The following is a 23604-nucleotide window of genomic DNA, read 5'->3' as shown; positions in this document are numbered from 1 at the left end:
GCCGAGGCCACAGGGGGTGGGGCATCGGACGAGTACCCCGCGGGCCAGCCCGCGGGTGCCTGATGCCCGGGACTCCCGGGCCCCGACCGGGGGAGACCACCATGGCAAGCATCCACGGGAGCTCGTTGTCGATCGCGCTCCTGACAGCGCTGCTCGATCCCGAAGAAGACGGCCTCAGATCACCTCACGTCCAGGACCTGCTGCAGGAGGCGCTCGAGACGCGCGAGGACGCACGCGACGTGATCGTCGCGCTGCTCGCGTCGTCCGGGTCGATGCTGCGGCAGATCAGCTACCACAACGAGCAGGAGCCGCTGGAGTCCCTGCAGAAGGTGGCCCTGGGCTTCCAGCGCAAGGTGGTTCAGCTCCCCAGCTGAGTCAGCCCTCGGCGGCCCGGGCCGCCACCTGCTCGGCATCCCGGAGCACCCGCAGCACGTTGCCGCTGGTGAGCTTGCCGAGGTCGGCGTCCGACCAGCCCTTGTCGGCCAGTGCCGCGAGGAGCCGGGGGTAGCCCGTCACGTCCTCCAGCCCCTCGGGCAGGTTCGGCGTGCCGTCGTAGTCCCCGCCGAGACCCACGTGGTCGACGCCGGCGACCTCGCGCACGTGCTCGACGTGCGCCACGACGTCGGACAGCGTGCTGGGCGGCTGCGGGTGGTCGGCGCGCCAGCGCGCCATGAACGGCTCGAACGCGGCGAGGTCGGTATTCCTGATGCCCTCGGCCGCGGCGGCCTCGGCCCCCTCGGCCCGCCACTGGGCGACGGCGGGCGAGACGAACTGCGGCACGAAGGTCACCATGCAGACGCCGCCGTTGGCCGCGAGGGCGCCGAGGACGTCGTCGGGCACGTTGCGCGGGACGTCGCAGACGGCGCGGGCGCTGGAGTGGCTGAAGATGACCGGGGCCGACGTGACCCGCAGCGCGTGACGCATGGTGCCAGCCGAGGTGTGCGAGAGGTCCACCAGCATGCCGATGCGGTTCATCTCGCGCACCACGTCCTCGCCGAACGGCGAGAGGCCGCCCAGCACCTCGGCATCGGTGGCGGAGTCCGCCCACGGCACGTTGTCGTTGTGGGTGAGGGTCATGTAGCGCACGCCGAGCGCGCGGAGCATGCGCAGCACTCCCAGGGACTCGTCGATGGAGTGGCCGCCCTCGGCGCCCATCAGGCTCGCGATGCGGCCCTCGCTCCACGCCTGCTCGACGTCGGCGGCGGTCCGGGCGAGCCGCAGGCTGTCCGGGTACTTCTCGACCATGCGGTGCACGCAGTCGATCTGCTCGAGCGTAGCCGTCACGGCGGCGCCGCCCTGGAGCGTGGAAGGCACGTAGACCGACCAGAACTGGGCGCCGACGCCGCCGTCGCGCAGGCGCGGCAGGTCGGTGTGGGTGGTGGTGAGCCGCTGCGCGATGTCGACCGCGTCCAGGTCGTAGGACGACTGCTCGCGCAGCTCCCACGGGAGGTCGTTGTGCCCGTCCCAGACGGGGTGCTTCTGGAGGAGCGCGGTGATGCGGTCTGCGGTCGTCATGCGGGCGACGCTACCGCGCCTCCCGGACGCGCCTGAGCCGGAGTCGAACCTCGTGGACCGTGAGCGGCTCCCCCGCTCGGCGCACCAGCCGCGCCGTCCGGTCGTCCACGAAGTCGAGGTCGGCCGACTCCGTCAGGACGGTCGTGTACCCGGCCCGTGCCTCGTCCGCCTGCCGCGCCGCGGCCGCGCTGTCCAGGAATCCGCCCGCCGCGATGCAGGCGACGGCGACCGCGGCGGGCGCGAGCGCCCAGACCCAGAGCATCGGTTCCACGAACAGCACGGCGAGGACGACGACCGCCGCGCCGATCCCGGTCAGCGTGCAGGCGAGGGACCAGTTGGACAGCACGACCTCGGACGGTCCGGGGAGCAGCTCACGCCTGATGTCGGGGTGCCAAGCATCGGACAAGGTGCCTCCAGGTCGCCGGACGCCAGAGTACCCAGTACCGGGAAACGTGTCAGACGTGCAGATCACCGGGGTGACCTGCACGTCTGACGCGTTGCGGGCGGGACGGTCAGTCGATCCACTGCCAGCTGCAGCCGGTGGTCGCGAACCCGGCCAGGTGCCCGGAGCCACCCAGGCGGATGCTCGTGGGCTCCGTCACCACGCCGCGGCTGACCACGGCAGGTTCGCCGTAGAAGCCCTCGTAGAAGGTGTAGGTGCACGGCTCGCCGGCGACGACCGGACCGGTCGTGGAGTACGTGCCGCGCTCGAGGTGGTCGCCCAGGACGTAGACGCCGTCCGGGGCCGTCGAGTGGCTCGTCCTGACCATCCCTGGGTAGTACTTGATCCAGACGCCGCACTGGTGGTTCGTGTATACCGAGTAGTCGATGGGAAGAACCGTGAACATGCGCTGGCCCGATCCCACGTCCTGGGCGATCTCGGTCCCGTCGCTTCGCCGGCGCTCCCAGACGCACACGCTGGTGGGGCCCGACTGCGCGATGTAGGTCGTCGGGACCACGCCGGTCGGTTCCTCCCCCACATAGATCGGTTCGCCGAGATCGTCGGCCTGCCACCGTACGGCCGACGCGAGCACCTCGTTGGTTGCCGCGCTGCGCCGCGCCACGGTGCCGTAGCCCGCCCGGTAGGTGCGCACGATCACGGTGATCTGCTTCTTGTAGTCGGCGCCTGTCAGCGTGTACTTCGACGTGGTGGCCCCGGAGATCGGCCGGCCATCGGCGTACCACTGGAAGGAGAACGACGACGGCGTCGGCGACCAGGTGCCGCGCGTCACCGTGAGCGTGGAACCCACGCGCTTGGTGCCGGAGATCACCGGGGCCGGGGACTTCGAGTACGCACCCCCGACCCGCACGCCCGCGGACGGCGGGACCAGCCGCCCCAGGTACCCGGGTTTCGTCAGGTACACCCTGACCGAGAGAGCGCGACCTCTCCACTCGGGCCTGACGGTCAGTGTGGTCCGCGTCGCGCCCCGGATGCGCTCCCCGTCGAGCCACCACCGGTACTCGACGGAGTCGGGCGCGGGCACGGCCGACGGCCGGAAGGCGGTCAGCGTGGCACCGGGCGTCGCGACGCCGAGGATCCTCGGGGGCGCCTGGGAGAACCTCCCCCATTCGACGGCGTCCGTGGGCCCGCTGGTCCGGCTCACCGAGGTGTAGCCCTCCCGGGAGCCCTCGAGCCGGACGGTGAGTCGCTTGGCGCGCTCCGCCACGGTCGGTCTGAAGTCGAACTCGGTCGCGCCGCTGATCGGCACGCCGTCCGCGTACCACTGGTAGGTGAAGGTGGTGCCGGAGGTCCACGTACCCGCGTGCGCCTTGAGCGTCGCGCCCACCTGGACCAGTTCGCTGATATTCGGGTCGATCGTCGGGGTGGACGACTCCAGGGGGACGTCAGGCGCGGCGAAGGCGACCGCGGGTGTCACGAGGAGGGCCACAGCGGCGGCCGAGGCCAGGGCTCTGGAGAACCGTCGTACGACTGGATGCATGGTTGCTCCCGGGGCTGGTGCGCCCAGGCTGCCCAGGCGCGCTGGGCCCTGCAACTGGCAGGACTCCTGTCAAGAAAGTAGCCCAGCCAGCCGGTCGGAATCCCCGAAATCACCCGGGCGTTCCGGCATGGCACCGGCAGCAGGTGATCAGCCGATGCGCTTCCAGCTGCAGTAGCGCGTCTCGAAACCGACTGCGTTCTCCGGCATCGTGATGGTCGTGGCCTCCGTCACGGAGCCTCCACCGATCTCCGCGCTCTCGCTGCCGTAGAAGCCCGTGTAGAAGGTGTACCTGCACGACTCCCCGCCGACAGACGGACCGGAGGTGGAGTACACACCGCGCTCGAGGTGGTCGCCAAGGACGTAGACACCGTGCGCGGCAGTCGCGTCGTTGGTCCTGACCATCCCCGGGTAGTACTTGATCCAGACGCCGCAGCCCGGCATCGCCCCGACTCTGTTGTCGATGTCGAGCACCTCGAACAAACGCTGGCCGAATCCGTTGCTGGAGCCGCTCCAGTCGGCGGTTGTGTCGGGGGAAACGTAGCGCTCCCAGTAGCAGCCGTGTGGGAGGTCCGCCTGCGCGATGTAGATCGCGGGAGCTACACCGCCCGGCCCCACAGGCAGGAAGGACCCGACATCCTCCCACCGCACGGCCGACGCCAGCACCTCGTTCGTCGCCGCACTGCGCCGCAGCACCGTGCCGTAGCCCGCCCGGTAGGAACGCGCGGACACGGTGATCTCCTTCTTGTAGTCGGTGCCCTTCAGCGTGTACCTCGACGTCGTGGCCCCGGAGATCGGCCGGCCGTCCGCGTACCACTGGAAGGAGAACGACGACGGCGTCGGCGACCAGGTGCCGCGCGTCACCGTGAGCGTGGAACCCACCCGCTTGGTGCCCGAGATCACCGGCCTCGGCGTCCTCGTGTACGCGCCCCCGACCCGGGCCCCTGCAGACCTGACGGTCTTGGCGACGTAGCCGGTCTTCTCCACGGTCGCGCTGACGGTGATGTCGTGGCCCCTCCACTCGGACCTCATGGTCAGCTCGCTCCGGGTCGCGCCCCGGATGGACTCACCGTCGAGCCGCCACCGGTAGGAGACGGAGTCGGGCGCGGGGGCGGCCGGCGGCCGGGCGACGGTCAGCGTGGCACCGGGTGTCGCGTTGCCGACGATCACCGGCCGCCCCTGGGAGATGGACCCCGGAGAGACGACGCCGAGCGAGGGCTCGCTGGCCCGGCTCGCCGGAAGGTAGCCGTCCCGGGAACCGTCGAGCCGGACCCAGAGCCTCTTGCCGAGCTGCGCCGCGGTCGGCGTGAAGGTGGACCTCGTCGCGCCGCTGATCGCCTCGCCGCTCGCGAACCACTGATAGGTGAACTGGGTGCCCGACGTCCACGAGCCCGCGAGTGCTCGCAGGGTCGAGCCCACCCGGGGGTGGGTGCTGTCGAGCGTCGGAAGCGATGTCTCCAGGGGGACGTCGGCGATCGCGGACGTCTCCGCCCTGGTCACGGTGGCCGGGACGCCTCCGTCGGCATTCCCGTCGGGCGCGGCGACGGCGGCCGCGGGCGTCACGAGGAGGGTCAGCGCGGCGGCCGAGACCACGGCTCTGGAGAGACGGCGTACGTGGGGGTACATGACTACTCCTGGGGGCTTGTTCTGGTGGGCGACGCGACCGCGCGCCCTGGAGACGACAGCGCGCCGGGAGCGCGGGGTCTCCCCCGCGCGCCCGGCGCCCCCCGCCGATGGATCAGCCGACGCGCGTCCAGCTGCAGCCGGCCGTCTCGAACCCGACGGCGTTCGACGGCATCGTGACGGTCGTGGGCTCCGTCACGGTGCCTTCGCTGATCACCGCGTCCTGGCCGTAGAAGCCCCGGTAGAAGGTGTATGTGCACGGCTCACCCGCGACAGCCGGGCCGGAGGTGGTGTACACACCGCGCTCGATGTGGTCGTCGATGACGTAGACGCCGTCCGCGGCCGTCGTTGCGGTCGTCGTGACCATCCCGGGGTAGTACTTGATCCAGACGCCGCAGTTCTCGCTCGCCCGGACGGTGTCATCGGTGTCGATCACCTTGAACATGCGCTGGCCCGATCCGAGGCCGGAGCCGACCACCTCGGTGCCGACCCTGCGGCTCCAGGCGCACTCGGCCGAGCGCGCCTGCGCGATGTAGAGCGTCGCACGCACGTCGTCCGGCCCCACCGCCAGGTCCTGCTCGCCCTCGCCCACCCACCGCGTGGCTGACGCCAGCACCGGAGTGGTCGCCGCGCTGCGCCGCAGCACCGTGCCGTAGCCCGCGCGGTAGGAGCGCGCGGTCACGGTTATCTTCTTGCCGTACTCGGCGGCCTTCAGCGTGTACACCGACTTCGTGGCCCCGGCGATGCGCTGACCGTCCGCGTACCACTGGAAGGAGAACGACGACGGCGTGGGCGACCAGGTGCCGCGCGTGACCTTGAGCGAGGAACCCACGCGCTTGGTGCCGGAGATCACCGGGTTCGGGGACTTCGAATAGGCGCCGCCGACCCTCGCGCCCGCGGACGTGACCCTCTCGACGAAGAACCCGGACTTCTCCACGGTCGCGGTGACCGTGATGACATGGCCCCTCCAGGCTTCCCTCATGGTCAGCGTGCTCTTGTTCGCACCCCGGATGGACTCCCCGTCGAGCCTCCACCGGTAGGAGAAGAGGGTGGCGTCCGCGGGGACGGACGGGGGCCGGGTGGCGGTCAGTGTGGCACCGGGCGTCGCGCTGCCGACGATCACGGGCAGCCCCTGGGAGATGTACCCCGGGTTGATGAGGGACGTGGCCGCGCTGGTCCGGCTGACCGGGGTGTAACCCTCCCGGGTGCCGTCGAGCCGGACGGAGAGCCTCGTCTCACGGTGCTCCCAGGTCGGCGTGAAGGTGAACCCCGTCGCGCCGCTGATCGCCTCACCGTTCGAGTACCACTGGTAGGTGAAGCTGGTGCCGGAGGTCCAGTCGCCCGCGAGCGCCCGGAGCGTGGAGCCGACGCGGAGGGTGCCGTCGATCGTCGGCGTCGACGCCTCCAGCGGGGGGTCGTCGACGATCGCGGGCATCGCCGCCCTCGCCACGGTGGTCGGGATGCCCGGCGCGGCGACGGCGACCGCGGGCGTCACGAGGAGCGTCAGAGCCGTGGCCGAGGCGAGGGTCCTGGCGAGTCGTCGTATGAGCGGGTGCATGGTTACTCCTTACTCGGGACGTTCAGGATCGTGCGCGCGCTGGTCCTGCGTTCGGCAGGACTCTTTCCAAGAACGTAGACCTCAGAGCCGGTCGGTGCCCCCGAAAGTCCGCGGAGATCACCCGGTCAGTCGATGCGCTTCCAGCTGCAGCCGATGGTCTCGAAGCCGGTCGCGGACGACGGCATCGTGATGGTCGTGGGCTCCCACACCGTGGCGTGACCGATCACCGCGGCCTCGTTGCCCTCGAAGCCCCGGTAGAAGAAGTACTCGCACGGGATGTTGGCGTCGGCCGGGCCCGAGGTGGAGTACACACCGCGCTCGATGTGGTCGCCGAGGACGTAGACACCGTTCGCGGCGGTCGCTTCGCTCGTCCTGACCATCCCGGGGTAGTACTTGATCCAGAGGCCGCAGCTCTCGCTCGAGAAGACGTTGGTGGCGTTGGGCAGCACGGTGAACATGCGCTGCCCCGATCCCGTGCTGGAGCCGAGCGGCCCGCCGAACTGGTTCTGCTGCCAGCTGCACCCGGCCGAGCCGGCCTGCGCGATGTAGGTCGTCGTGGTCAGGCCCTTCGAACCCACGGAGATGTTGCGCTCGTCGTCACCCCGCCACCGCACGGCCGACGCCAGCACCTCGCCGGTCGCCGAGCTGCGCCGCAGCACCGTGCCCCAGCCCGCCCGGTAGGTGCGCACGGTCACGGTGATCTTCTTCTGGTAGTCGCTGCCCTTCAGCGTGTACTTCGACGTGGTGGCGTCCGAGATCGGCCGGCCGTCGGCGTACCACTGGAAGGAGAACGACGACGGCGTGGGCGACCACGTGCCGCGCGTAGCAGTGAGTGTGGAGCCCACCCGGGTGGTGCCGGAGATCACCGGGTTCGGAGACTTCGTGTACTTCCCGCCCACCCGCACGCTCGGAGTCGGGACGGACCTGGACGTGTACCCGGACTGGTGCACGGTCACGCCGACCGTGAGGAGGTGCCCCTTCCAGGCGGACCGCACGGTCAGCGTGCTCTTCGTGGCACCCCGGATGGGCTGCCCGTCGAGCCGCCACCGGTAGGAGTCGGCGACGGGCGAGGCGACGGACGGGGGCCGGGAGACGGTGAGTGTGGCACCGGGCGTCGCCTCCCCCACGATCACTGGTGCCGCCTGGGAGATCACTCCGAGGGCGACGCGGGAGCTGCCCTCGCTGGTTGCGATCGTCGGGAGGTAGCCCCGCCGGAAGCCGTTGAGCTGGACGGTGAGCTGCGCGCCGTACTGCTCCACGGTCGGCGTGAAGGTGGACCCTGTCGCGCCCTCGATCTCCTCGCTGTTCGCCAGCCACTGGTAGGTGAACGTGGTGCCCGGCGTCCACGAGCCCGCGTGCGCCCGGAGCGTCGAACCCACGCGCACGGTGCCGCTGATCGTCGGGGTCGACCGCTCCAGGAGGCCGTCGGAGATCTCGCGCGTCTCCGCGCTCGTCACGGTGGTCGGGATACGGCCGTCGGCCGTGCCCGTGACGGTGACCGTGAGACGTGTGTCCGCGTCGGCGCCGGTCGGCGTGTAGGTCGTCTCCGTGGCGCCGGAGATCGCCCTGCCGTCCCGGCGCCACTGGTAGGTGAACGACGCCGCAGGCGTCCAGGCATCGGTGGCCACGGTCAGCGGCACGCCCACCCGGTAGTCGTCACCCGAGATGACCGGGGCGGGTGTGGACTCGAACTCCTCTTCGTCCTGGGTCAGCCGGTACGCGGCCAGGACATCGAGCCTGCCCTCGCCCCACACGTTGTTGTCGTCGGCCGTGCCGCCACAGGTCGTGTCGTCCTCGTCGTGGGCCGAGGCGTCGAGAACCGCCCGAGTCGCCGGCACGTCGCCGACGAGCTCGGGGACGGCGTCCCAGAGCAGCGCGACCGCGCCCGCGACGTGCGGCGCAGCCATCGACGTGCCGTTCAGGTACGCCGTCCCGGTCCGCGTCGTCGACAGCACGTGGACACCCGGGGCGGCGATGTCCGGCTTGACGGTGCCGCTCTGGCCGGGGCCGCGCGACGAGAAGGGCGCGATCACGCCGTCCATGTCGTACGCGCCGACGCCGTAGTTGGCCTGCCGCGAGGCCGGGCTGCCCGCCGAGGTGCAGCCTGCCTCACCGGCGTTGCCGTTGGAGAAGGTGGAGAAGATGCCCGCTGCCTCCCAGGCGGTGATCAGGTTCTCCATGAACGGGTCCGTCGAGAACTCGGCACCCCAGGAGTTGTTGACCACGTGCGGCCGGCGGGCGGGGTCGGGCGTCGGACTCGAGGAGGCCTGGTCGTAGGGCGCGAGGAGCCACTGGCCTGCCGCGACCAGGTTCTCGTCCGACAGGTCGTCCCCGACCCCTGCGGCGATCCACTGCGCGCCCGGCGCGACGCCGACGGCCCGCTCGACCTCGTTGCGGACGACCATGCCGCCCACCATGGTGCCCATGGTGTGGGTGCCGTGGCTCACCGCGTTGGTGTCGTGCGGGTAGTACAGGCCGTCGGCCGAGAAGTAGTTGTAGGCGTTCGGGTTGCTCGCCCCGGCGCCGCGGTACCTCGCCGACAGGGCGCTGTGCGGGGCGACGCCCGAGTCCAGGTTGGCGACGACGACGCCGTCACCCGTGAAGCCCTCCGCCCACATGTCGTCCGCGTTGATGGCACCGACGCCCCACGTCGTCAGGGCGTCCGCCTCGGCCGCGGCGACGGCGGCCTCGTCGGCGACCTCGACGGGCTCCGGGGCGCTGTACCGCACCGTGGGGCGGACCTCGACGACATCGCGGTCCGCCGCGAGCTCGACCGCCTGGTCGAACGTGCCGTCCTCGACGAGGATCGCGTTGGCGGCCCAGTACGACGTGTACTCGGCGCCCGCCTTCTCCAGCTCGGCGATCGTGCCCGCCTGGGATTTCTCGGCCGCCGCCGTGAGCGCGTCGTAGACGTACCGGCCGCGCTCGGACCACACGGTGATCCCGTCGGCCGGTGCCAGGTCCGGCTTCTCGTCGAACCGCAGCCAGAAGTCGGTGGTGCCGCGCGCCGCGAAGGTCTTCTCCGCGGCGCGGCTGATCTTGTCCGCCGGGTCGACCGGGTCCGCCGGGTCCGTAGTGGGGACGACGTCAGCCGTGCCGTCGAGAGGCGTCGCGGCGACGGTGCCACGTGCCTCTCCGTCGGGTTCCGGCGCGGCGATCGCCGCCGGAGGAACCAGGAGCGCCAGGGCGGTGGCCGAGGCGAGCGTTCCGGACAGATAACGGATGCGTCGCTGCATGGGTTCTCCAGACTGAGGCGCCCGGGCGTGCCGGGCGTGCCGGACGTACTGGGCCTGCGCTCGGCAGGATTTATGCCGAGAACGTACGCTCCGGCACGGTCAAAGTCCCCTTAACTCCCGAGAAATCACCCAGCAAGTTCTCAGCCTTCGCGCCGCCGGAAAGCCGGAGAGCCACGCCGAGACATGCTCGGCGCGGCTCCCGGACCTCCAGCGATGCTCAGGTCAGCCGATGCGCTTCCAGGTGCAGTTGACCGTCTCGAAGCCGGTCGCGGAGGACGGCATCGTGATGGTCGTGGCCTCCGTCACCTCGCCCCAGCCGATGACTTCGTCGTGGCCGGAGAACCCCTTGAGGAAGATGTACGTGCACGACGTGTCGGTGTCGGCCGGACCGGACGTGGAGTACGCCCCCCGCTCGAGGTGGTCGCCGAGGACGTAGACGCCGTTCGCGGCCGTCGAGGCGCCCGTCCTGGCCATCCCGGAGTAGTACTTGATCCAGATACCGCAGCTCTCGCTCGCGAAGACGCTGTCGTCGGTGCCCACCACCCTGAACAGGCGCTGGCCCGAACCGACGTCATGGGCGATCACCTCGGTGGGAGACTGCCGCCCCCATTCGCAGTAGGCCGAGCCCGCCTGCGCGATGTAGGTCGTCGGAGCCACGCTGCCCGAACCCACCAACCAGGCCTGCTCGTCGTCACCCCGCCAGCGCACGGCCGACGCCAACACCTCGCCGGTCGCCGCGCTGCGCCGCAGCACGGTGCCGTAGCCCGCCCGGTAGGTGCGCACGGACACCGTGATCTTCTTCTGGTAGTCGCTGCCCTTCAGCGTGTACTTCGACGCCGTGGCACCGGAGATCGGCTGCCCGTTCGCGTACCACTGGTAGGAGAACGTCGTCGGCGTGGGCGACCAGGTGCCGCGCGTAGCAGTGAGCGTGGAGCCCACCCGCTGGGTCCCGGAGATCACCGGGTTCGGCGACTTCGAGTACTTCCCGCCGATGCGCAGGCTCGAGGACGTGACGGACTTCGCGGTGTACCCGGACCGGCTCACGGTCATGCCGACCGTGAGGAGACGGCCCTTCCACTCCGACCGCATGGTCAGCGTGCTCTTCGTCGCGCCCCGGATGGCCGTGCCGTCGAGCCGCCACCGGTAGGTGACCGTGCTCGGGACAGGGGTGGACTGGGGCCGCGAGGCGGTGAGGGTGGCACCGGGCGTCGCCGGACCCACGATCACGGGCGCCGACTGCGAGAACACACCTGCGGCGACGGCGGCGGAGGCCGCGCTCGTGCGAGTCGCTGCGGTGTAGCCCGCCCGGGAGCCGTTGAGCCGGACCGTGAGCTTCTTGCCCTGCTGGGACGCCGTCGGCGTGAAGGAGAACCCGGTGGCGCCGCTGATCGCCGCGCCGTCCGCGTACCACTGGTAGGTGAAGCGGGCCCCCGACGTCCACGAGCCCGCGAGCGCCCGGAGCGTGGAGCCCACGCGGACGGTGCCGTCGATCTTCGGGGTGGATGCCGTGAGGTCGCCGACGCCGATCACCGGAGTCTCGGCGCTCTCGACGGCGGTGGGGATGTAGCCCTCGGCGGTGCCGACGACGGTGACCGAGAGGGGCAGCCCCCGGTCCGCGTCCCGTGGGGTGTAGCCGGCCTCGGTGGCACCCGGGATCATCCGGCCGTCCCGGCGCCACTGGTAGGTGAACGTCGCGGCAGGGCTCCACGCGCCGACCGTCGCGGTCAGCGGCTCGCCCACCTTGTACCCGGCGCCCGAGACGACGGGAGCGGTGGCCGTCTCGAACTGTTCGCCCTGCGCCAGCTCGTAGGCCGCGAGCACGTCGAGCTTGCCCTCGCCCCAGACGTTGTTGTCGTCAGCGGTGCCGCCGCAGGTCGTGTTGTCCACGTCCCGCGCGGAGCCATCCAGAATCGCTCGGGTCGCGGGCACGTTGCCGACCAGCTCGGGAACCGCGTCCCACAGCAACGCCACGGCGCCCGCGACATGCGGTGCCGCCATCGACGTGCCGGACAGGTAGCCCATGAGCCCGCCGGGCAGCGAGGAGAACACGCTGGTGCCGGGCGCGGCGATGTCCGGCTTGACCGCGCCGGCCTCACCGGAGCCTCGTGCGGAGTACGGGGCTATCACGCCGCCCGACGTGAACGCACCCACCGAGTACGTGGCCTGCCGTGAACCCGGGCTGCCCGACGACTGGCAGCCCTCCTCGCCGAGGTTGCCGTTGGAGAAGGTCGCGAAGACACCCGCGGCTTCCCAGGCCGTGAGGATGTCCTCCATGAACGGGTCCGTCGAGGGGACGATGCTGCCCCAGGAGTTGTTCACGACGTGCGGGCGCATCGCGGGTGAAGGATCGGTGCCGTCGGCACGGGTCGGTGCGAGGATCCACTCCCCGGAGCTGATCAGCGCCTGGTCCGCGCACTGGTCCGCGCACCCGTTGGTGGCGACCCACTGAGCCCCGGGGGCCACGCCGAACTGGTGCTCCACCTGGTTCCACGTCTGTGTGCCGCCGACCATGGTGCCCATGGTGTGGGTGCCGTGCCCGTCCTGGTCAGTGTCCTCGGGATGAGCGTGGCCGAGACCCGCCGCGTCGTACCAGTTGTAGTCGTCGCTGCCCGTCGCCGCTCCGCGGTACCGGTCCCGGACACTGGGGATCGCGGTGTTGACACCGGTGTCGATGTTGGACACCACGATGCCCTCGCCCGTGAAGCCCCGGCTCCACACGTCGTCCGCGTTGATCGCGGTGATGCCCCAGGTCGGCTTCCCCGCCGCCGACGGCGTGACGTCCGCGGCGTCGACGACCTCGACCGGCTCGGGCGCCTCGTAGTGCGCCGTCGGCCGGATCTCCAGGACCTCGTTGTCGGCGGCCAGGTCCGTGGCCAGGCCGAGCGAGGCGTCCTCGACGAGGATCGCGTTCGTGGCCCAGTAGGAGGTGTACTCCGTGCCCGACTTCTCGAGCTCCGCGACGGCGTCCTTCTGGGCGGCCTCCGCCGTCGCGCGGAGCGTCTCGTAGACGTACTCGCCGCGCTCGGACCAGCTCGTGATGCCTTCGGCCGCGGACAGGTCCGCGGTGTCGGCGAACCGCAGCCAGAAGGTCGTGTCGCCGGGAGCGGCGAACGCCTTCCGGGCGGCAGGCGTGATCTTGTCCGCTGGGTCGGCGGGGACGATCCTGGGCGTGCGCTGCGCGGCGTCCGGCACAGGCCGCAGGGCAACGCTGCCGGGGCCCTCCGGGTCGGGGGTGGGAGCGGCGAACGCCGTTCCGGGTACTGCCAGCAGTGCCAGCACGGTGGCCGAGGCCAAGGTCCTGGTGCGTGCTCGGGTGCGACGAGGCATGTGCTCTCCGGGCTGAGGCGCCCGGGGTACCGAGGCGCACGGGGACCTGCGCGGGGCAGGGATGTGTCGCGAAAGTACCGTTAGTGCGGCGCAAAGATCGGAAGAATCCCAGATCTCACCCGGGTGATTCTCAGCCTTCGCGCCGCCCCCGCAGCCGGTCGATCTCGCGCCGCTCGCGCTTGGTCGGGCGCCCGGTGCCGCGGTCGCGCAGGCCGACCGCCTCCCGCTCCACGCGCGTGGGGAGCGCGGGGCTGTGGTCGAGGTAGGCCTTGGCCGCGATCGGCGCGCCGACGCGCTTGGGCAGCAGCTCGACCACCTCGATGAGCCGGTCCCGGAGGGGGTCGCGCCAGGTCACGCGGTCACCCACCGCCACGGACGACGACGGCTTGGCCACCTTGTCGTTGATCCGTACCCGGCCGCTGCGGCACAGCTCGGCGGCGACGGACCGGCTCTTGGTCAGCCGCACCGCCCACAGCCAGACGTCGATGCGCATCGGCCCATCCTCCCACCGACGCCGGCTGTGAGACGCACGTCAGACGTACGGCTGGTACTCGAACCGCTCCACAGTCACCACCGAGTCCGACGGCGCGCCGTTGCTCGTCGCGATCAGCCCTTGCCACGCGCCCAGGAAGCCCCCGGCCGAGACGCTGTCGAGGGTGCGCCCGTCAGCGGTCGCGACCGGCGTCGGCGGCTCGTCCCCGACCCCCGCGAGCAACGCGTAGTCCTGCCCGCGCGCCCGCACGGCCAGAGTGACCGGGTCGTCGCCGTCGGGTAGCGACCGCTCCCCGAGCACGGTGGCCACACCTGCCCGACGGTGCACCGCGAGCACGCGGCGGCCGGTGGCGTCAGCCCCACCCGCCACGACCAGCAGCACGTGGTCCTTCTCGGACTGCCGCACCGCGAGACCTGCCTGCTCGTCGGGTCCCGCCGGGTCGAACCGCAGCGTGGTCCGCACCGTGACGTCCTGGTGCTGCTGGCGTACACCGAGGAACGCGGGCGTGGCCGCGTCCGTGAGGTTCTCGGGACGCACGCGCAGCAGCCAGCCGGTGCCGTGCGGCTCGGCGAAGTCGGCGGGACCACGGAGGCCGGTCCACCGTAGGTCGCCGGGCAGCACGGGTCCCGCGGACGGCCACGGCGCATGCGGTCCGAGAGCCCCGCCGTCCGCCCGGACGCCGTCCGGCACCTCCACCACCATGGGCACCCGGCCCTGGCCGGGCGCGAAGACCGGCCAGCCGTCCTCCCACGTCACCGGCACCAGGAACGTCTCCCTGCCGAGGTTGTAGTGGTAGCCACCGTACGGGCGCATGCCGAGCAGCACGGCCCACCATGATCCGTCGGGCGCCTCCACGAGGTCGGCATGCCCCACGCCGACGACGTCCACGTCCCGCCCGAGGTGCCGGTGCGTCAGCACGGGGTTGGCCCTGTTGCCGACGTACGGGCCGGTCACCGAGTCCGACCGGGCCACGGAGATCGCGTGGTGGAACTCGGTGCCGCCCTCAGCGGCGAGCAGGTAGTACGTTCCGTCCACCCGGTAGAGGTGCGGTCCCTCGGCCCACACCGCGCCCAGCACGGCGCCCCGCCACAGCACGTGCTCCGGTCCGGTCAGGCGCATCGTGGCGGGGTCCAGCTCACGCAGCCAGACCTCGGTCTGGTCGTGCCACTCCGGCTCGCGGGCGAGCCGGGTGCCCTGCAGCCAGACCCGGCCGTCGTCGTCGAAGAACAGGGACGGGTCGATGCCGTCCTCGCCCAACCACACCGGATCGGACCACGGCCCCGCCGGATCGGTCGCGGTGAGCACGAAGTTGCCGCCGCGCGAGCTGTCCTGCTGGTCCACGAGCGTGCAGACCAGCCAGAACGTCCCGTCGTGGTGCCGCAGGGTCGGCGCGTAGAGCCCGCCCGACGATGCGATGCCCTGCATGTCGAGCTGCCCCGGCCGGTCCAGCGCGTGACCGATCTGCTCCCAGTGCACCAGGTCGCGGCTGCGGAACACCGGTAGGCCGGGGAAGTACTCGAACGTCGAGGTGACGAGGTAGTACTCCGCCCCGACCCGACAGATCGTCGGGTCGGGGTAGCAGCCCGGCAGGATCGGGTTGCCGACATCCGTCACGGAGTCACCGTGGTGTCGACCCAGCGCCGGTCCGCGGTCGTGACCTCGTGCACGTCACCGGTGATGGTGACGACCCGGCGGACCGGCACTGCGCCGGCCCGCGACGTGGCACCGAGCATGTCGTTCGGCTCGTCCAGGTCGGCGATGCCCTCGGCGACCACTCTGACAACGTTGTCAGCCGCGTGCGCGCCGACCCATACCTCGACGTCCCCCGGCTCGACGACTCGCACCATCCTGCGGTCGCTGAACGCGAACCGGGTGGTCGGCACCTCGAACGAGATGGTCGTCGACTCCCCCGGCTGCAGGTCCACCCGGTGGTAGCCGAGCAGCTGCGCGGTGGGCCGCGCCACCGAGCTCACCACGTCGTGCCCGTACAGCTGCACGACGTCGGAGCCGGCCACCTGACCCGAGTTCGTCACCGCGACGACGGCGCGGAACGTGCCGCCCGCCTCGACCGACCGCTCGACGTCCACGAGCTCACGCTCGAACGTCGTGTACGAGAGACCGAACCCGAAGGACCGCACCGGCGTCGAGTCGGTCGAGGTCACCTCGGACGCCCCACCCAGAATCGGGTGCAGGTACGAGTACGGCTGCGCGCCCGCGGAGCGCGGGAGCGAGACGGGCAGGCGCCCCGACGGGTTCACCCGGCCGGAGAGCACGCCCGCGAGCGCCGACCCGCCCTCCTCACCGGGGAAGAACGCCTGGAGCACGGCGCCCGGCTTCCGTGCGTCGACGGCCCAGCCGATCGCGTACGGCCGGCCGGTGAGCAGCACCATGACGACGGGCTTGCCGGTGGCGAGCACCGCTTCCACGAGCTCGCGCTGCACGCCCGGCAGGTCGAGCGACTCGCTGTCGTTGCCCTCGCCCACGGTGCCGCGGCCGAACAGACCGGCCTGGTCGCCCACGACGACGACCGCGACGTCGGCGGCCTCCGCGGCGGCGACGGCCTCCGCGAAGCCGGAGGTGTCGTCGCCCTCGACGTCGCAGCCGCGTGCGTGGGTGAGCTCGGGCACGGGCAGGCCGGCGCGCTCGAACTCCGCGCCCAGGGCCTCCGCGAGGGAAGGGATCTCGAACCCGTTGGGCACGCCGGGGTGGTGCGCCAGCACGTGGTTGGCGAACGAGTAGCAGCCCATCAGGGCCTCGGGCCGGTCGGCGTTGGGGCCGATGACGGCGACGCGGGCCGGCTTGTCGTGCCAGCCGCCGAGCGGCAGCACGCCGTCGTTGGACAGCAGCACCACCGACTCCTCGGCGAGACGTCGGGCGACGTCGCGGTGCGCGGGTGAGTCGAGGTCGACCACCGCGGGCGGCTCGTCCTCGTACGCACCGGGCTCCAGGAGCCCGAGCTCCTCCTTCTGCGCCAGGGCGCGCAGCACCGCGCGGTCGACGATCTCGACCGGCACCTCGCCGTCCTTGACGAGCGCGGCCAGCGGTTCGAGGTATGCGTCGCCCGAGGGCAGCTCGACGTCGACGCCGGCCTCCAGGGCCGCAGCGGCGGCCGCGCCCCGGTCCGCCGCGATGGCGTGCATGACGCTCAGGAACGCGACGCCGAAGTAGTCGGCGACCACGACGCCGTCGAACCCCCACTTCTCGCGGAGCAGCTCGGTGAGGTACTCGCCGGAGGAGTGCATCGGCACGCCGTCGACGTCGTTGTACGACGCCATGACGGACCGGACGTTGCCGTCGACCACGGCCATCTCGAACGGCGGGAGGAAGACGTCGGCGATCTCGCGCGGGCCGGCGCTCACCGGGGCGTGGTTGCGCCCCGCCTTGGAGGCGGAGTAGGCCACGAAGTGCTTGAGCGTGGCGTGCACACCCGCGCCCTGCATGCCGCGGACGTACGAGGTGCCGACCGTGCCGACGAGGTACGGGTCCTCGCCGATGCACTCGTCGACACGGCCCCAGCGGGGATCGCGGACGACGTCGAGCACCGGTGCCAGGCCCTGGTGGATGCCCAGCTCCCGCATGGACTCGCCGATGAGGCGGCCCATCTCCTCGACGAGCTCCGGGTCGAACGACGCGCCCCAGGCGAGCGGCGTCGGGAACGTCGCCGCCTTCCAGGCCGCCAGGCCCGTGAGGCACTCCTCGTGGACGAGCGCGGGGATGCCGAGGCGCGTCTCGCGCTTCAGCCGCCGCTGCTCGGCCCAGAGCCAGGCCGCACGCTCGGCCGGGTCCACGGGCCGCGTGCCGTACACGCGGGTGTAGTGCCCCAGCCCGTTCCGGGTGATGTCGGGGAGCGCGGTGCTGCCCTGGCCGCCCGCCATCTCGCCCTGCATCGGGGCCACGACGTTGCCGCCCTGATCCAGCCAGTACCCGACGAGCTGGGCCAGCTTCTCCTCGAGCGTCATCTGGGCGTGCAGCTCACGCACGCGTTCCGACACCTCGGGCATCGCCCGAAGCGCCACCGGCAGCTCCGTCATGAATTTCCTTCCTCGACCTGCTTGTACGACCTGCTTGTACGTCCCTGTGGGGAGATGGCGCGGCGCGACCGCGCCCGGTCAGCCCTTCACGGCTCCGGTGAGGCCGCCGACGATGCGACGCTCGAACAACGAGAAGAAGATGAGCGCGGGGATCATCGACAGCGACGTGAAGGCCAGCACGCGCGCCGTGTCGACCGAGTACTGCGACGCGAACGCCTGGACGCCCAGCGGCAGCGTGTACGACAGCTCGTCGTTCAGGATGAACAGCGGCAGCATGTACGAGTTCCACGACGCGACGAACGCCAGGATCCCGACCGTGATGACGCCGGGCAGCGACAGCGGCACGACCATCCGGAAGAAGAACCCGATGCGGCTCGCACCGTCGATCGAGGCCGCTTCCTCGATCTCCTTCGGGATGGCACGTAGGAACGGCACCAGGATGATGATCGTGGTCGGGAGTGCGAACGCGATCTGCGGCAGCACGATGCCGCCGATGGTGTTCATGAGGCCCAGGTCGCGGATCAGGATGTACAGCGGGGTGATAGCGACCGTCATGGGGAACATGAGGCCGGCCGCGAACAGCGAGTACATGGCCCCGTTGAGCTTGAAGTCGTACCGCGCCAGCACGAAGCTCACCATGAGCCCGAGCGCCACCACGCCGACGGTGGTCAGGATCCCGGCGACCGCCGAGTTGGCGACCTGCCGCCAGAACACGTCGCTCACGAGCACACTGACGTAGTTGTCGACCACCCACGGGCTGGGCAGGCCCGACGGGCTGTTGGTGATCTGCGCGTTGGTGCGGAACCCGCCGACGATGATGTACAGCACGGGGGCGATGCAGATGCCGACGAACAGGAAGGCGATGACGTACGTCATCGGGCTCCCCCAGGCCACCTTCGGCGCCCGGCGCAGCGTCTGCGAGGACTTCGTGGGAGCTACGAGGAGCGTCGCCATCACTTCTTCCCTTCCGTGAGTGCGCCCTCGGTGTCCCGGCGCAGCACGTACCGCTGGTAGACCAGCGCGATGACGAGCGAGATGACGAACAGCACGACGGCGACGGCGTTGCCGTAGCCGAAGTTCCCGGCCAGGCGCCCGTTCAGGACCATGTAGGTCGCCATCGTCGACGTCCCCGCGGTCGCGGAGATGTACTGGCCCCAGATGATGTAGACGAGGTCGAACAGCTGGAGCGAGCCGATGATCGACAGGAACGCCCAGATGCGGAGCGTCGGGCCGAGCAGCGGGAGCGTGATGGTCCGCTGGATCTGCCAGTAGGACGCGCCGTCGATCGAGGCCGCCTCGGACAGCTCCTCGGGGATGCTCTGCAGGCCCGCGAGGAAGAGGATCACGGCGAAGCCGATGTACTTCCAGCTGATGATGATCATCAGCGACCAGAGCGCGATCTTGGGATCGGACAGCCAGTCGACGGCCAGGAACCCGAGGCCCAGCTTCTCCAGCAGGTCGTTCACGGCGCCGGCGCTCTGCAGCATCAAGCTCCAGCCGGTACCGACGATGACCTCGGAGATCACGTACGGCACGAAGATCAGGACGCGGATGATCGAGCGTCCACGGATCTTCTGGTTCAGCAGGAGCGCGAGCGCCACGGCGGCCGGCCCCTGCAGGATCAGGGACAGCACGACGATGTAGCCGTTGTGCAGGAGCGCCTCGTGGAAGGCGGTGTCCTGGAAGATCGTCAGGTAGTTGTCGATCCCGACGAACTCCGTCGGCGGCCCGTAGCCCTTCCACTTGAAGAACCCGTAGTAGGCCGCCAGGAAGACGGGGAAGATGACGAACGCGAGGAACACGATGATGGCGGGTGCCGAGAGCACGGTGATCTCGAACGCCTTGCGCCAGTCGGTTCGCCTGCCTCGCCGCGGCCGGGGGGCCGGGGACGACGTCTGCACGCCACCCCCGGCCTCCGTGGGACCCTCAGGCGAGGCCGTCCGGGTTGCTGAGTTCTCGCCCAGGGACTGAGTCATCTGGCTCGTTACTCCATTGCGGCCGCGGCGTTCACGGCGTCGACGATGGTCTGCGGGGTGCCGTCGCCGGCCAGCATCTCCACGACGCCGGCGTTGAGCGCGTTGCCCACGTTCTGGCCGTAGAGGGTGTCCAGCCAGACGGACACGTACGGGGCCTCGTTGTAGGCCTTGAGGATGGACTGCAGCGCGGGCTCGGTCACGACACCCTGCGCCTCCTTGCTGGCGGGCAGCGTCACGAAGGCCTCGGCGTACGCCTCCTGGTGCTCCTTCTGCATGAAGAAGTTCAGGAAGTCGGCGCACTCCGGCGGTGCCTCGACGAAGCAGGAGTAGCCGTCGACGCCGCCCATGAACGCGGCCGGGTCACCCTCGCCGTCACCGGTGGCCGGGAACGGGAACCAGTTGAGGTCCTTGAGCGGCTTCTCGTCGGGGGTCAGGCCGGCGATGACACCCGGGTCCCAGGCGCCCATGAGCTCCATGGCGGCCTTGTGGTTCGCGATGAGACCGGCCGACGAGCCGGCGCCCTGCTGAGCCGTCGCGGTGAGGTAGCCCTTCTGGAACGGCTCGGTCTCGGCGAGGGCCTGCAGCTTCTCTCCTGCGGCCAGCCAGCACGGGTCGTCGAAGCTGCGGGACGCGGCGGCCGACTCGAGGGTGTCCTGCGAGCACTCGCGCAGCGCGAAGAAGTAGTACCAGTGCGCGGCGGGCCACGCGTCCTTGCCACCCAGGGCGATCGGGGAGATGTCGGCGCTCTTGAGGGCCGACACCGCGTCGTCGAGCTCGTCGATCGTGGTGGGCGTCTCGGTGATGCCGGCCTCGTCGAAGAGGTCCTGGCTGTAGAAGATGCCGCCCGGGAGCACCGCGGTCGGCATGCCGTAGATCTTGCCGTCCACGGTGAAGGCGTCGAAGCCGGCGCCCACGTTGGTCTTCGTGGCCTCGTCCACCGTGTCGGTGAGGTCCATGATCTGGCCGGCCTCGACGACGTCGGCGAGCTTGCCGCCGCCACGCGCCATGAAGATGTCCGGTGCGTCGCCCGAGTTGAGGGCGGTCTGCAGCTTGCCGTCCATGTCCTCGTTCTGGATGGACTGGACGTCGATCGTCACACCGGGGTTGGCCTCCTCGAAGGCGGCGACCGTGTCTTCCCAGTACGCCTTGCCCGGCCCGGTGGTGGAGTTGTGCCAGAAGGTCATCGAGACCTCGCCGTCCGAACCTCCCTCGCTGCCGCCGCCGGAACAAGCCGTGGCCAGCAGGGCAACGGTGGCACCCAGGGCAAGGATGCCCGTGGCCCGCGTCTTCCTCATCATTGTGGAACCCCTTGTAGTCGTCATCGACGGTCGGCAGGAGCCTGCCGGTTCGACGGACCACGGAGTCCGTCGATCAGGAGACTGGCAGTCGGGTCATGGTTTAGTCAAACGGTTTCGATATCGATTTCGAAACGAATGGGCCTGGCGCACACACAGCGTTGCCCGGATGTACTGTCTCTTCCGTGCACAGTGGGACAGACTCACCCGGGTCCACTGCCGGACCGGGTGGCGGCACGACGGACGGTCCGGGGTTCCCGGAACCGGCCGTCGACGAGCGCGCGACCGGCCGCGCCACCATCACCGACGTCGCGCGCGTCGCCGGAGTCTCGGTCGCCACCGTGTCGAAGGTCGTCAACGGCCGGTACGGCGTGGCGGCGGCCACGGCCGAGCGGGTGCTCGGGGTCGTGGCCGACCTCGGGTACGAGTCGTCGCTGGTCGCGCGCAGCCTGCGCCGCCGGCAGACCAACGTGATCGGCGTGCTCGTGGCCGAGTTCGAGCCGTTCAGCACCGAGCTCCTCAAGGGCATCTCCGCCGCGATCGCAGGCACGGGCTACGAGCTCCTCGCCTACTGCGGCGACGCCGGACGGTCGGACCACGTGGGCTGGGAGCGCCGTTCGCTGTCCCGCCTCGCCGGCACGCTGATCGACGGCGTGGTCATCGTGACGCCGACGCTCGCCCTCCCGCAGCAGGACGGCGTGCCCATCGTCGCGATCGACCCGCACACCGGGCCCACCGGACCGGCCACCGTGGACTCCGACAACCTGGGCGGCGCCCGCACCGCGACCGAGCACCTGATCGGCCTGGGCCACACGCGCATCGGCTACCTGGGCGGACGCTCCGACCTGGAGTCGGCCCGCCTGCGCGAGCTGGGCTTCTTCGAGGCGATGCGGGCGGCGGGGCTGACGCCGGACCCGAGCCTGGTGCTGGAGGGCGGCTACCGCCCCGACCGCTCCGACCGACCCACGCACGACCTGCTCGAACGCCCCGACCGCCCCACGGCCGTCTTCGCCGCCAACGACCTGTCGGCGATCCACGTCATCCAGGTGGCCCAGGAGCTGGGCCTGCGCGTGCCGGAGGACCTCTCGGTCATCGGGTTCGACGACGTCCCCGAGGCCGCCGGCTGCACGCCGCCCCTGACGACGGTGGCGCAGTCCCTGCACGAGATGGGCGCCGAGGCGCTCCGCATGGTCATCTCGATGCTGGAGTCGGGCCCGTCCGCCGGCCACCACACCCGCCTGCCCACGCGCCTGGTGCAACGATCGAGCACGGCGCCGCCGGGAGTGTAGGGCCTAGTCCGTCAGCAGCCCCGGCAGGACCGGGGCCACCAACCGCCGGGCCAGGTCCGGCTCGTCGGCGCTGCCGTCGCCCCAGAACGTGGCGAGGAACGCCTGGTGCAGCGCCGCGCCCACGAGCAGGCGGGCCACGGCCTCGGGGTCGGCGTCGGCGCGCACCCGGCCGGCCGCACGCTCTGCCTCCAGGTAGGCCACCACCCGGAGCTGCGGCGTCGCCGGGCCCGCCCCCTTCGCCGCGATCGACTCGCGGTGCCGGGCCAGCAGCGTGCTGCTGGAGAAGATCGAGGCGGAGATCGGAAAGCTGTCCACGTAGAAGTCCAGCAGCCCCGACACGAGCCGTTCGAGGTTGTCGGCGACGGTCGCGGTGCCCACGGCGTCGTCGGGCAGGTCGAACCGCGGCAGACGCTCCTGCAGCACCGCCATGAACAGGCCCTGCTTGTCGTCGAAGTGCCGGTAGAGCAGCGCCTCCGAGCAGCCGGCCGCGCGGGCGATCTCCTTGGTCGTCGCGTGCGCGACACCCTGCTCGCGCATCACCCGCGCCGCCGCGTCGAGGATCCGCTCCCGTGTGCTCATGGCAGACATTCTCGCCCCCTGTTCCCTTGACCAGCGGTCCTGGCTCGTGCCACGGTGTAAGTAAGTATTCACTCACACCTATTTCGAGCACCACCCAGACCGAGGAGACGTCATGCAGATCGCAGTTGTCGGAGCCAGTGGCCGCACCGGGCGCGAGCTCGTCCGGGTCCTCGCGGCGGCCGGCCACGACGTGGTCGCCGTCGTGCGCGACCCGTCCCGCCTGGCCGAAGCACCGGGCGAGGTCCGGGTCGCCGAGGCCACCGACGTCGCGGCGCTGTCAGCCGCGTTCGACGGCGTCGACGCCGTGGCGAGCTGCCTGGGCCCGGTGCCCGGCGAGTCACCGCACGTGCTGCGGGACGGGATCTCGGCCGTCCTCGCGGCCATGGAGCAGGCCGGCGTGCGCCGCCTGGTCGCCATCAGCGCGAGCGGCTGGCTGGTCGACGGCGACGACCCGCTCTCCCGCTACGTCGCCAAGCCGATCCTCAAGCGGGCGCTTGCGGTGGCGAACGCCGACCTGGAGGCCATGGAGCAGGTGATCCGTGCGAGTCACCTCGACTGGACGATCATGCGCCCGCCGCGCCTCCAGGACCGCCCGGGCACCGGTCGCTACAAGGCCCGGCGCGACGGCAACGTGCGCTGGGCCTGGACGATCGCCCGCCCGGACCTCGCCCTGGCGATGCGCGACGCGCTGACCGACCGCACCGCCGTCGGGCAGGCCATCTCCGTGGCCGCCTGACCAGGGTGC

Annotated in this window: 17 protein-coding genes; 3 read left to right on the top strand and 14 right to left on the bottom strand. The window is 71.1% G+C overall.

Annotated elements, in window-relative coordinates:
• Window positions 1-101: 101 nt before the first annotated feature.
• A complete protein-coding gene (locus ACH47X_RS26000) occupies window positions 102-374 on the top strand; it encodes a hypothetical protein (RefSeq protein ID WP_026366117.1) in 273 nt (90 codons plus the stop codon).
• 1 nt (window position 375) lies between these two features.
• Here the strand turns inward: ACH47X_RS26000 and ACH47X_RS25995 are convergent, their stop codons facing one another.
• The 13 genes from ACH47X_RS25995 to ACH47X_RS25935 form a co-directional block, all read right to left on the bottom strand.
• Entirely contained in the window at window positions 376-1515 is a 1140-nt protein-coding gene (locus ACH47X_RS25995; RefSeq protein ID WP_397408211.1) for a dipeptidase, read from the bottom strand.
• A 10-nt stretch (window positions 1516-1525) separates the two neighbouring features.
• Window positions 1526-1921: a hypothetical protein gene (locus tag ACH47X_RS25990; protein ID WP_397408209.1), complete on the bottom strand. Its 396-nt coding sequence runs from the start codon at window positions 1919-1921 to the stop codon at window positions 1526-1528.
• A 106-nt stretch (window positions 1922-2027) separates the two neighbouring features.
• Window positions 2028-3455 carry a hypothetical protein gene (locus ACH47X_RS25985; protein WP_397408207.1) on the bottom strand — a complete coding sequence of 476 codons (1428 nt, stop codon included), beginning with the start codon at window positions 3453-3455 and terminating at the stop codon, window positions 2028-2030.
• Window positions 3456-3602: 147 nt separating this feature from the next.
• Window positions 3603-5078: a hypothetical protein gene (locus ACH47X_RS25980; protein ID WP_397408205.1), complete on the bottom strand. Its 1476-nt coding sequence runs from the start codon at window positions 5076-5078 to the stop codon at window positions 3603-3605.
• A gap of 112 nt (window positions 5079-5190) precedes the next feature.
• Window positions 5191-6633 (bottom strand): hypothetical protein, encoded by a 1443-nt coding sequence (locus ACH47X_RS25975; protein WP_397408203.1) that lies wholly within the window; start codon window positions 6631-6633, stop codon window positions 5191-5193.
• Between the two features lie 125 nt (window positions 6634-6758).
• Entirely contained in the window at window positions 6759-9869 is a 3111-nt protein-coding gene (locus ACH47X_RS25970) for a S8 family serine peptidase (protein WP_397408201.1), read from the bottom strand.
• Window positions 9870-10091: 222 nt separating this feature from the next.
• Entirely contained in the window at window positions 10092-13196 is a 3105-nt protein-coding gene (locus ACH47X_RS25965; RefSeq protein ID WP_397408199.1) for a S8 family serine peptidase, read from the bottom strand.
• Window positions 13197-13326: 130 nt separating this feature from the next.
• The gene (locus ACH47X_RS25960) at window positions 13327-13689 is read right to left on the bottom strand and encodes an RNA-binding S4 domain-containing protein (protein WP_036960899.1); all 363 of its coding nucleotides are present in this window, start codon (window positions 13687-13689) and stop codon (window positions 13327-13329) included.
• Between the two features lie 39 nt (window positions 13690-13728).
• Complete coding sequence (locus ACH47X_RS25955; RefSeq protein WP_397408197.1) at window positions 13729-15303, bottom strand: glycoside hydrolase family 43 protein; 1575 nt, start codon at window positions 15301-15303, stop codon at window positions 13729-13731.
• On the bottom strand, window positions 15300-17720 hold the full coding sequence (locus tag ACH47X_RS25950) for a beta-xylosidase/alpha-l-arabinosidase (RefSeq protein WP_397408194.1): 2421 nt from the start codon (window positions 17718-17720) through the stop codon (window positions 15300-15302). Before ACH47X_RS25950 ends, ACH47X_RS25955 begins: the two co-directional genes overlap by 4 nt.
• Window positions 17721-17798: 78 nt before the next feature.
• A complete protein-coding gene (locus ACH47X_RS25945) occupies window positions 17799-18674 on the bottom strand; it encodes a carbohydrate ABC transporter permease (protein ID WP_397408193.1) in 876 nt (291 codons plus the stop codon).
• On the bottom strand, window positions 18674-19696 hold the full coding sequence (locus ACH47X_RS25940) for a carbohydrate ABC transporter permease (RefSeq protein WP_397408191.1): 1023 nt from the start codon (window positions 19694-19696) through the stop codon (window positions 18674-18676). Before ACH47X_RS25940 ends, ACH47X_RS25945 begins: the two co-directional genes overlap by 1 nt.
• Before the next feature lie 8 nt (window positions 19697-19704).
• Window positions 19705-20994, bottom strand: a complete 1290-nt coding sequence (locus ACH47X_RS25935) for an extracellular solute-binding protein (RefSeq protein WP_397408189.1) — start codon at window positions 20992-20994, stop codon at window positions 19705-19707.
• Between the two features lie 182 nt (window positions 20995-21176).
• Between ACH47X_RS25935 and ACH47X_RS25930 the strand changes: the two genes are divergently transcribed.
• Window positions 21177-22280, top strand: coding sequence for a LacI family DNA-binding transcriptional regulator (locus tag ACH47X_RS25930; protein ID WP_084800286.1), 1104 nt, complete (start codon window positions 21177-21179; stop codon window positions 22278-22280).
• A 3-nt stretch (window positions 22281-22283) separates the two neighbouring features.
• Here ACH47X_RS25930 and ACH47X_RS25925 read toward each other — a convergent pair whose 3' ends face one another.
• Complete coding sequence (locus ACH47X_RS25925) at window positions 22284-22859, bottom strand: TetR/AcrR family transcriptional regulator (RefSeq protein ID WP_397408187.1); 576 nt, start codon at window positions 22857-22859, stop codon at window positions 22284-22286.
• Window positions 22860-22971: 112 nt separating this feature from the next.
• On the opposite strand from ACH47X_RS25925, the gene ACH47X_RS25920 reads away from it, so the two are divergent.
• The gene (locus tag ACH47X_RS25920) at window positions 22972-23595 is read left to right on the top strand and encodes an NAD(P)-dependent oxidoreductase (protein WP_397408186.1); all 624 of its coding nucleotides are present in this window, start codon (window positions 22972-22974) and stop codon (window positions 23593-23595) included.
• Window positions 23596-23604: the final 9 nt, after the last annotated feature.

Source organism: Promicromonospora kroppenstedtii (assembly GCF_044389675.1).
Lineage (GTDB): Bacteria > Actinomycetota > Actinomycetes > Actinomycetales > Cellulomonadaceae > Promicromonospora > Promicromonospora kroppenstedtii.
The sequence above is the reverse complement of the archived record's forward strand: the minus strand, read 5'-3'. Positions and strand labels throughout refer to the sequence as shown.

Bases quoted from the DNA above. Each gene is read 5' to 3' on its own strand.
- ACH47X_RS25985 (WP_397408207.1), bottom strand. From the start codon at position 3,455: ATGCATCCAGTCGTACGACGGTTCTCCAGAGCCCTGGCCTCGGCCGCC.
- ACH47X_RS25935 (WP_397408189.1), bottom strand. From the start codon at position 20,994: ATGATGAGGAAGACGCGGGCCACGGGCATCCTTGCCCTGGGTGCCACC.
- ACH47X_RS25965 (WP_397408199.1), bottom strand. From the start codon at position 13,196: ATGCCTCGTCGCACCCGAGCACGCACCAGGACCTTGGCCTCGGCCACC.
- ACH47X_RS25960 (WP_036960899.1), bottom strand. From the start codon at position 13,689: ATGCGCATCGACGTCTGGCTGTGGGCGGTGCGGCTGACCAAGAGCCGG.
- ACH47X_RS25925 (WP_397408187.1), bottom strand. From the start codon at position 22,859: ATGAGCACACGGGAGCGGATCCTCGACGCGGCGGCGCGGGTGATGCGC.
- ACH47X_RS25950 (WP_397408194.1), bottom strand. From the start codon at position 17,720: ATGACGGAGCTGCCGGTGGCGCTTCGGGCGATGCCCGAGGTGTCGGAA.
- ACH47X_RS25945 (WP_397408193.1), bottom strand. From the start codon at position 18,674: ATGGCGACGCTCCTCGTAGCTCCCACGAAGTCCTCGCAGACGCTGCGC.
- ACH47X_RS26000 (WP_026366117.1), top strand. From the start codon at position 102: ATGGCAAGCATCCACGGGAGCTCGTTGTCGATCGCGCTCCTGACAGCG.
- ACH47X_RS25940 (WP_397408191.1), bottom strand. From the start codon at position 19,696: ATGACTCAGTCCCTGGGCGAGAACTCAGCAACCCGGACGGCCTCGCCT.
- ACH47X_RS25970 (WP_397408201.1), bottom strand. From the start codon at position 9,869: ATGCAGCGACGCATCCGTTATCTGTCCGGAACGCTCGCCTCGGCCACC.
- ACH47X_RS25920 (WP_397408186.1), top strand. From the start codon at position 22,972: ATGCAGATCGCAGTTGTCGGAGCCAGTGGCCGCACCGGGCGCGAGCTC.
- ACH47X_RS25975 (WP_397408203.1), bottom strand. From the start codon at position 6,633: ATGCACCCGCTCATACGACGACTCGCCAGGACCCTCGCCTCGGCCACG.
- ACH47X_RS25980 (WP_397408205.1), bottom strand. From the start codon at position 5,078: ATGTACCCCCACGTACGCCGTCTCTCCAGAGCCGTGGTCTCGGCCGCC.
- ACH47X_RS25995 (WP_397408211.1), bottom strand. From the start codon at position 1,515: ATGACGACCGCAGACCGCATCACCGCGCTCCTCCAGAAGCACCCCGTC.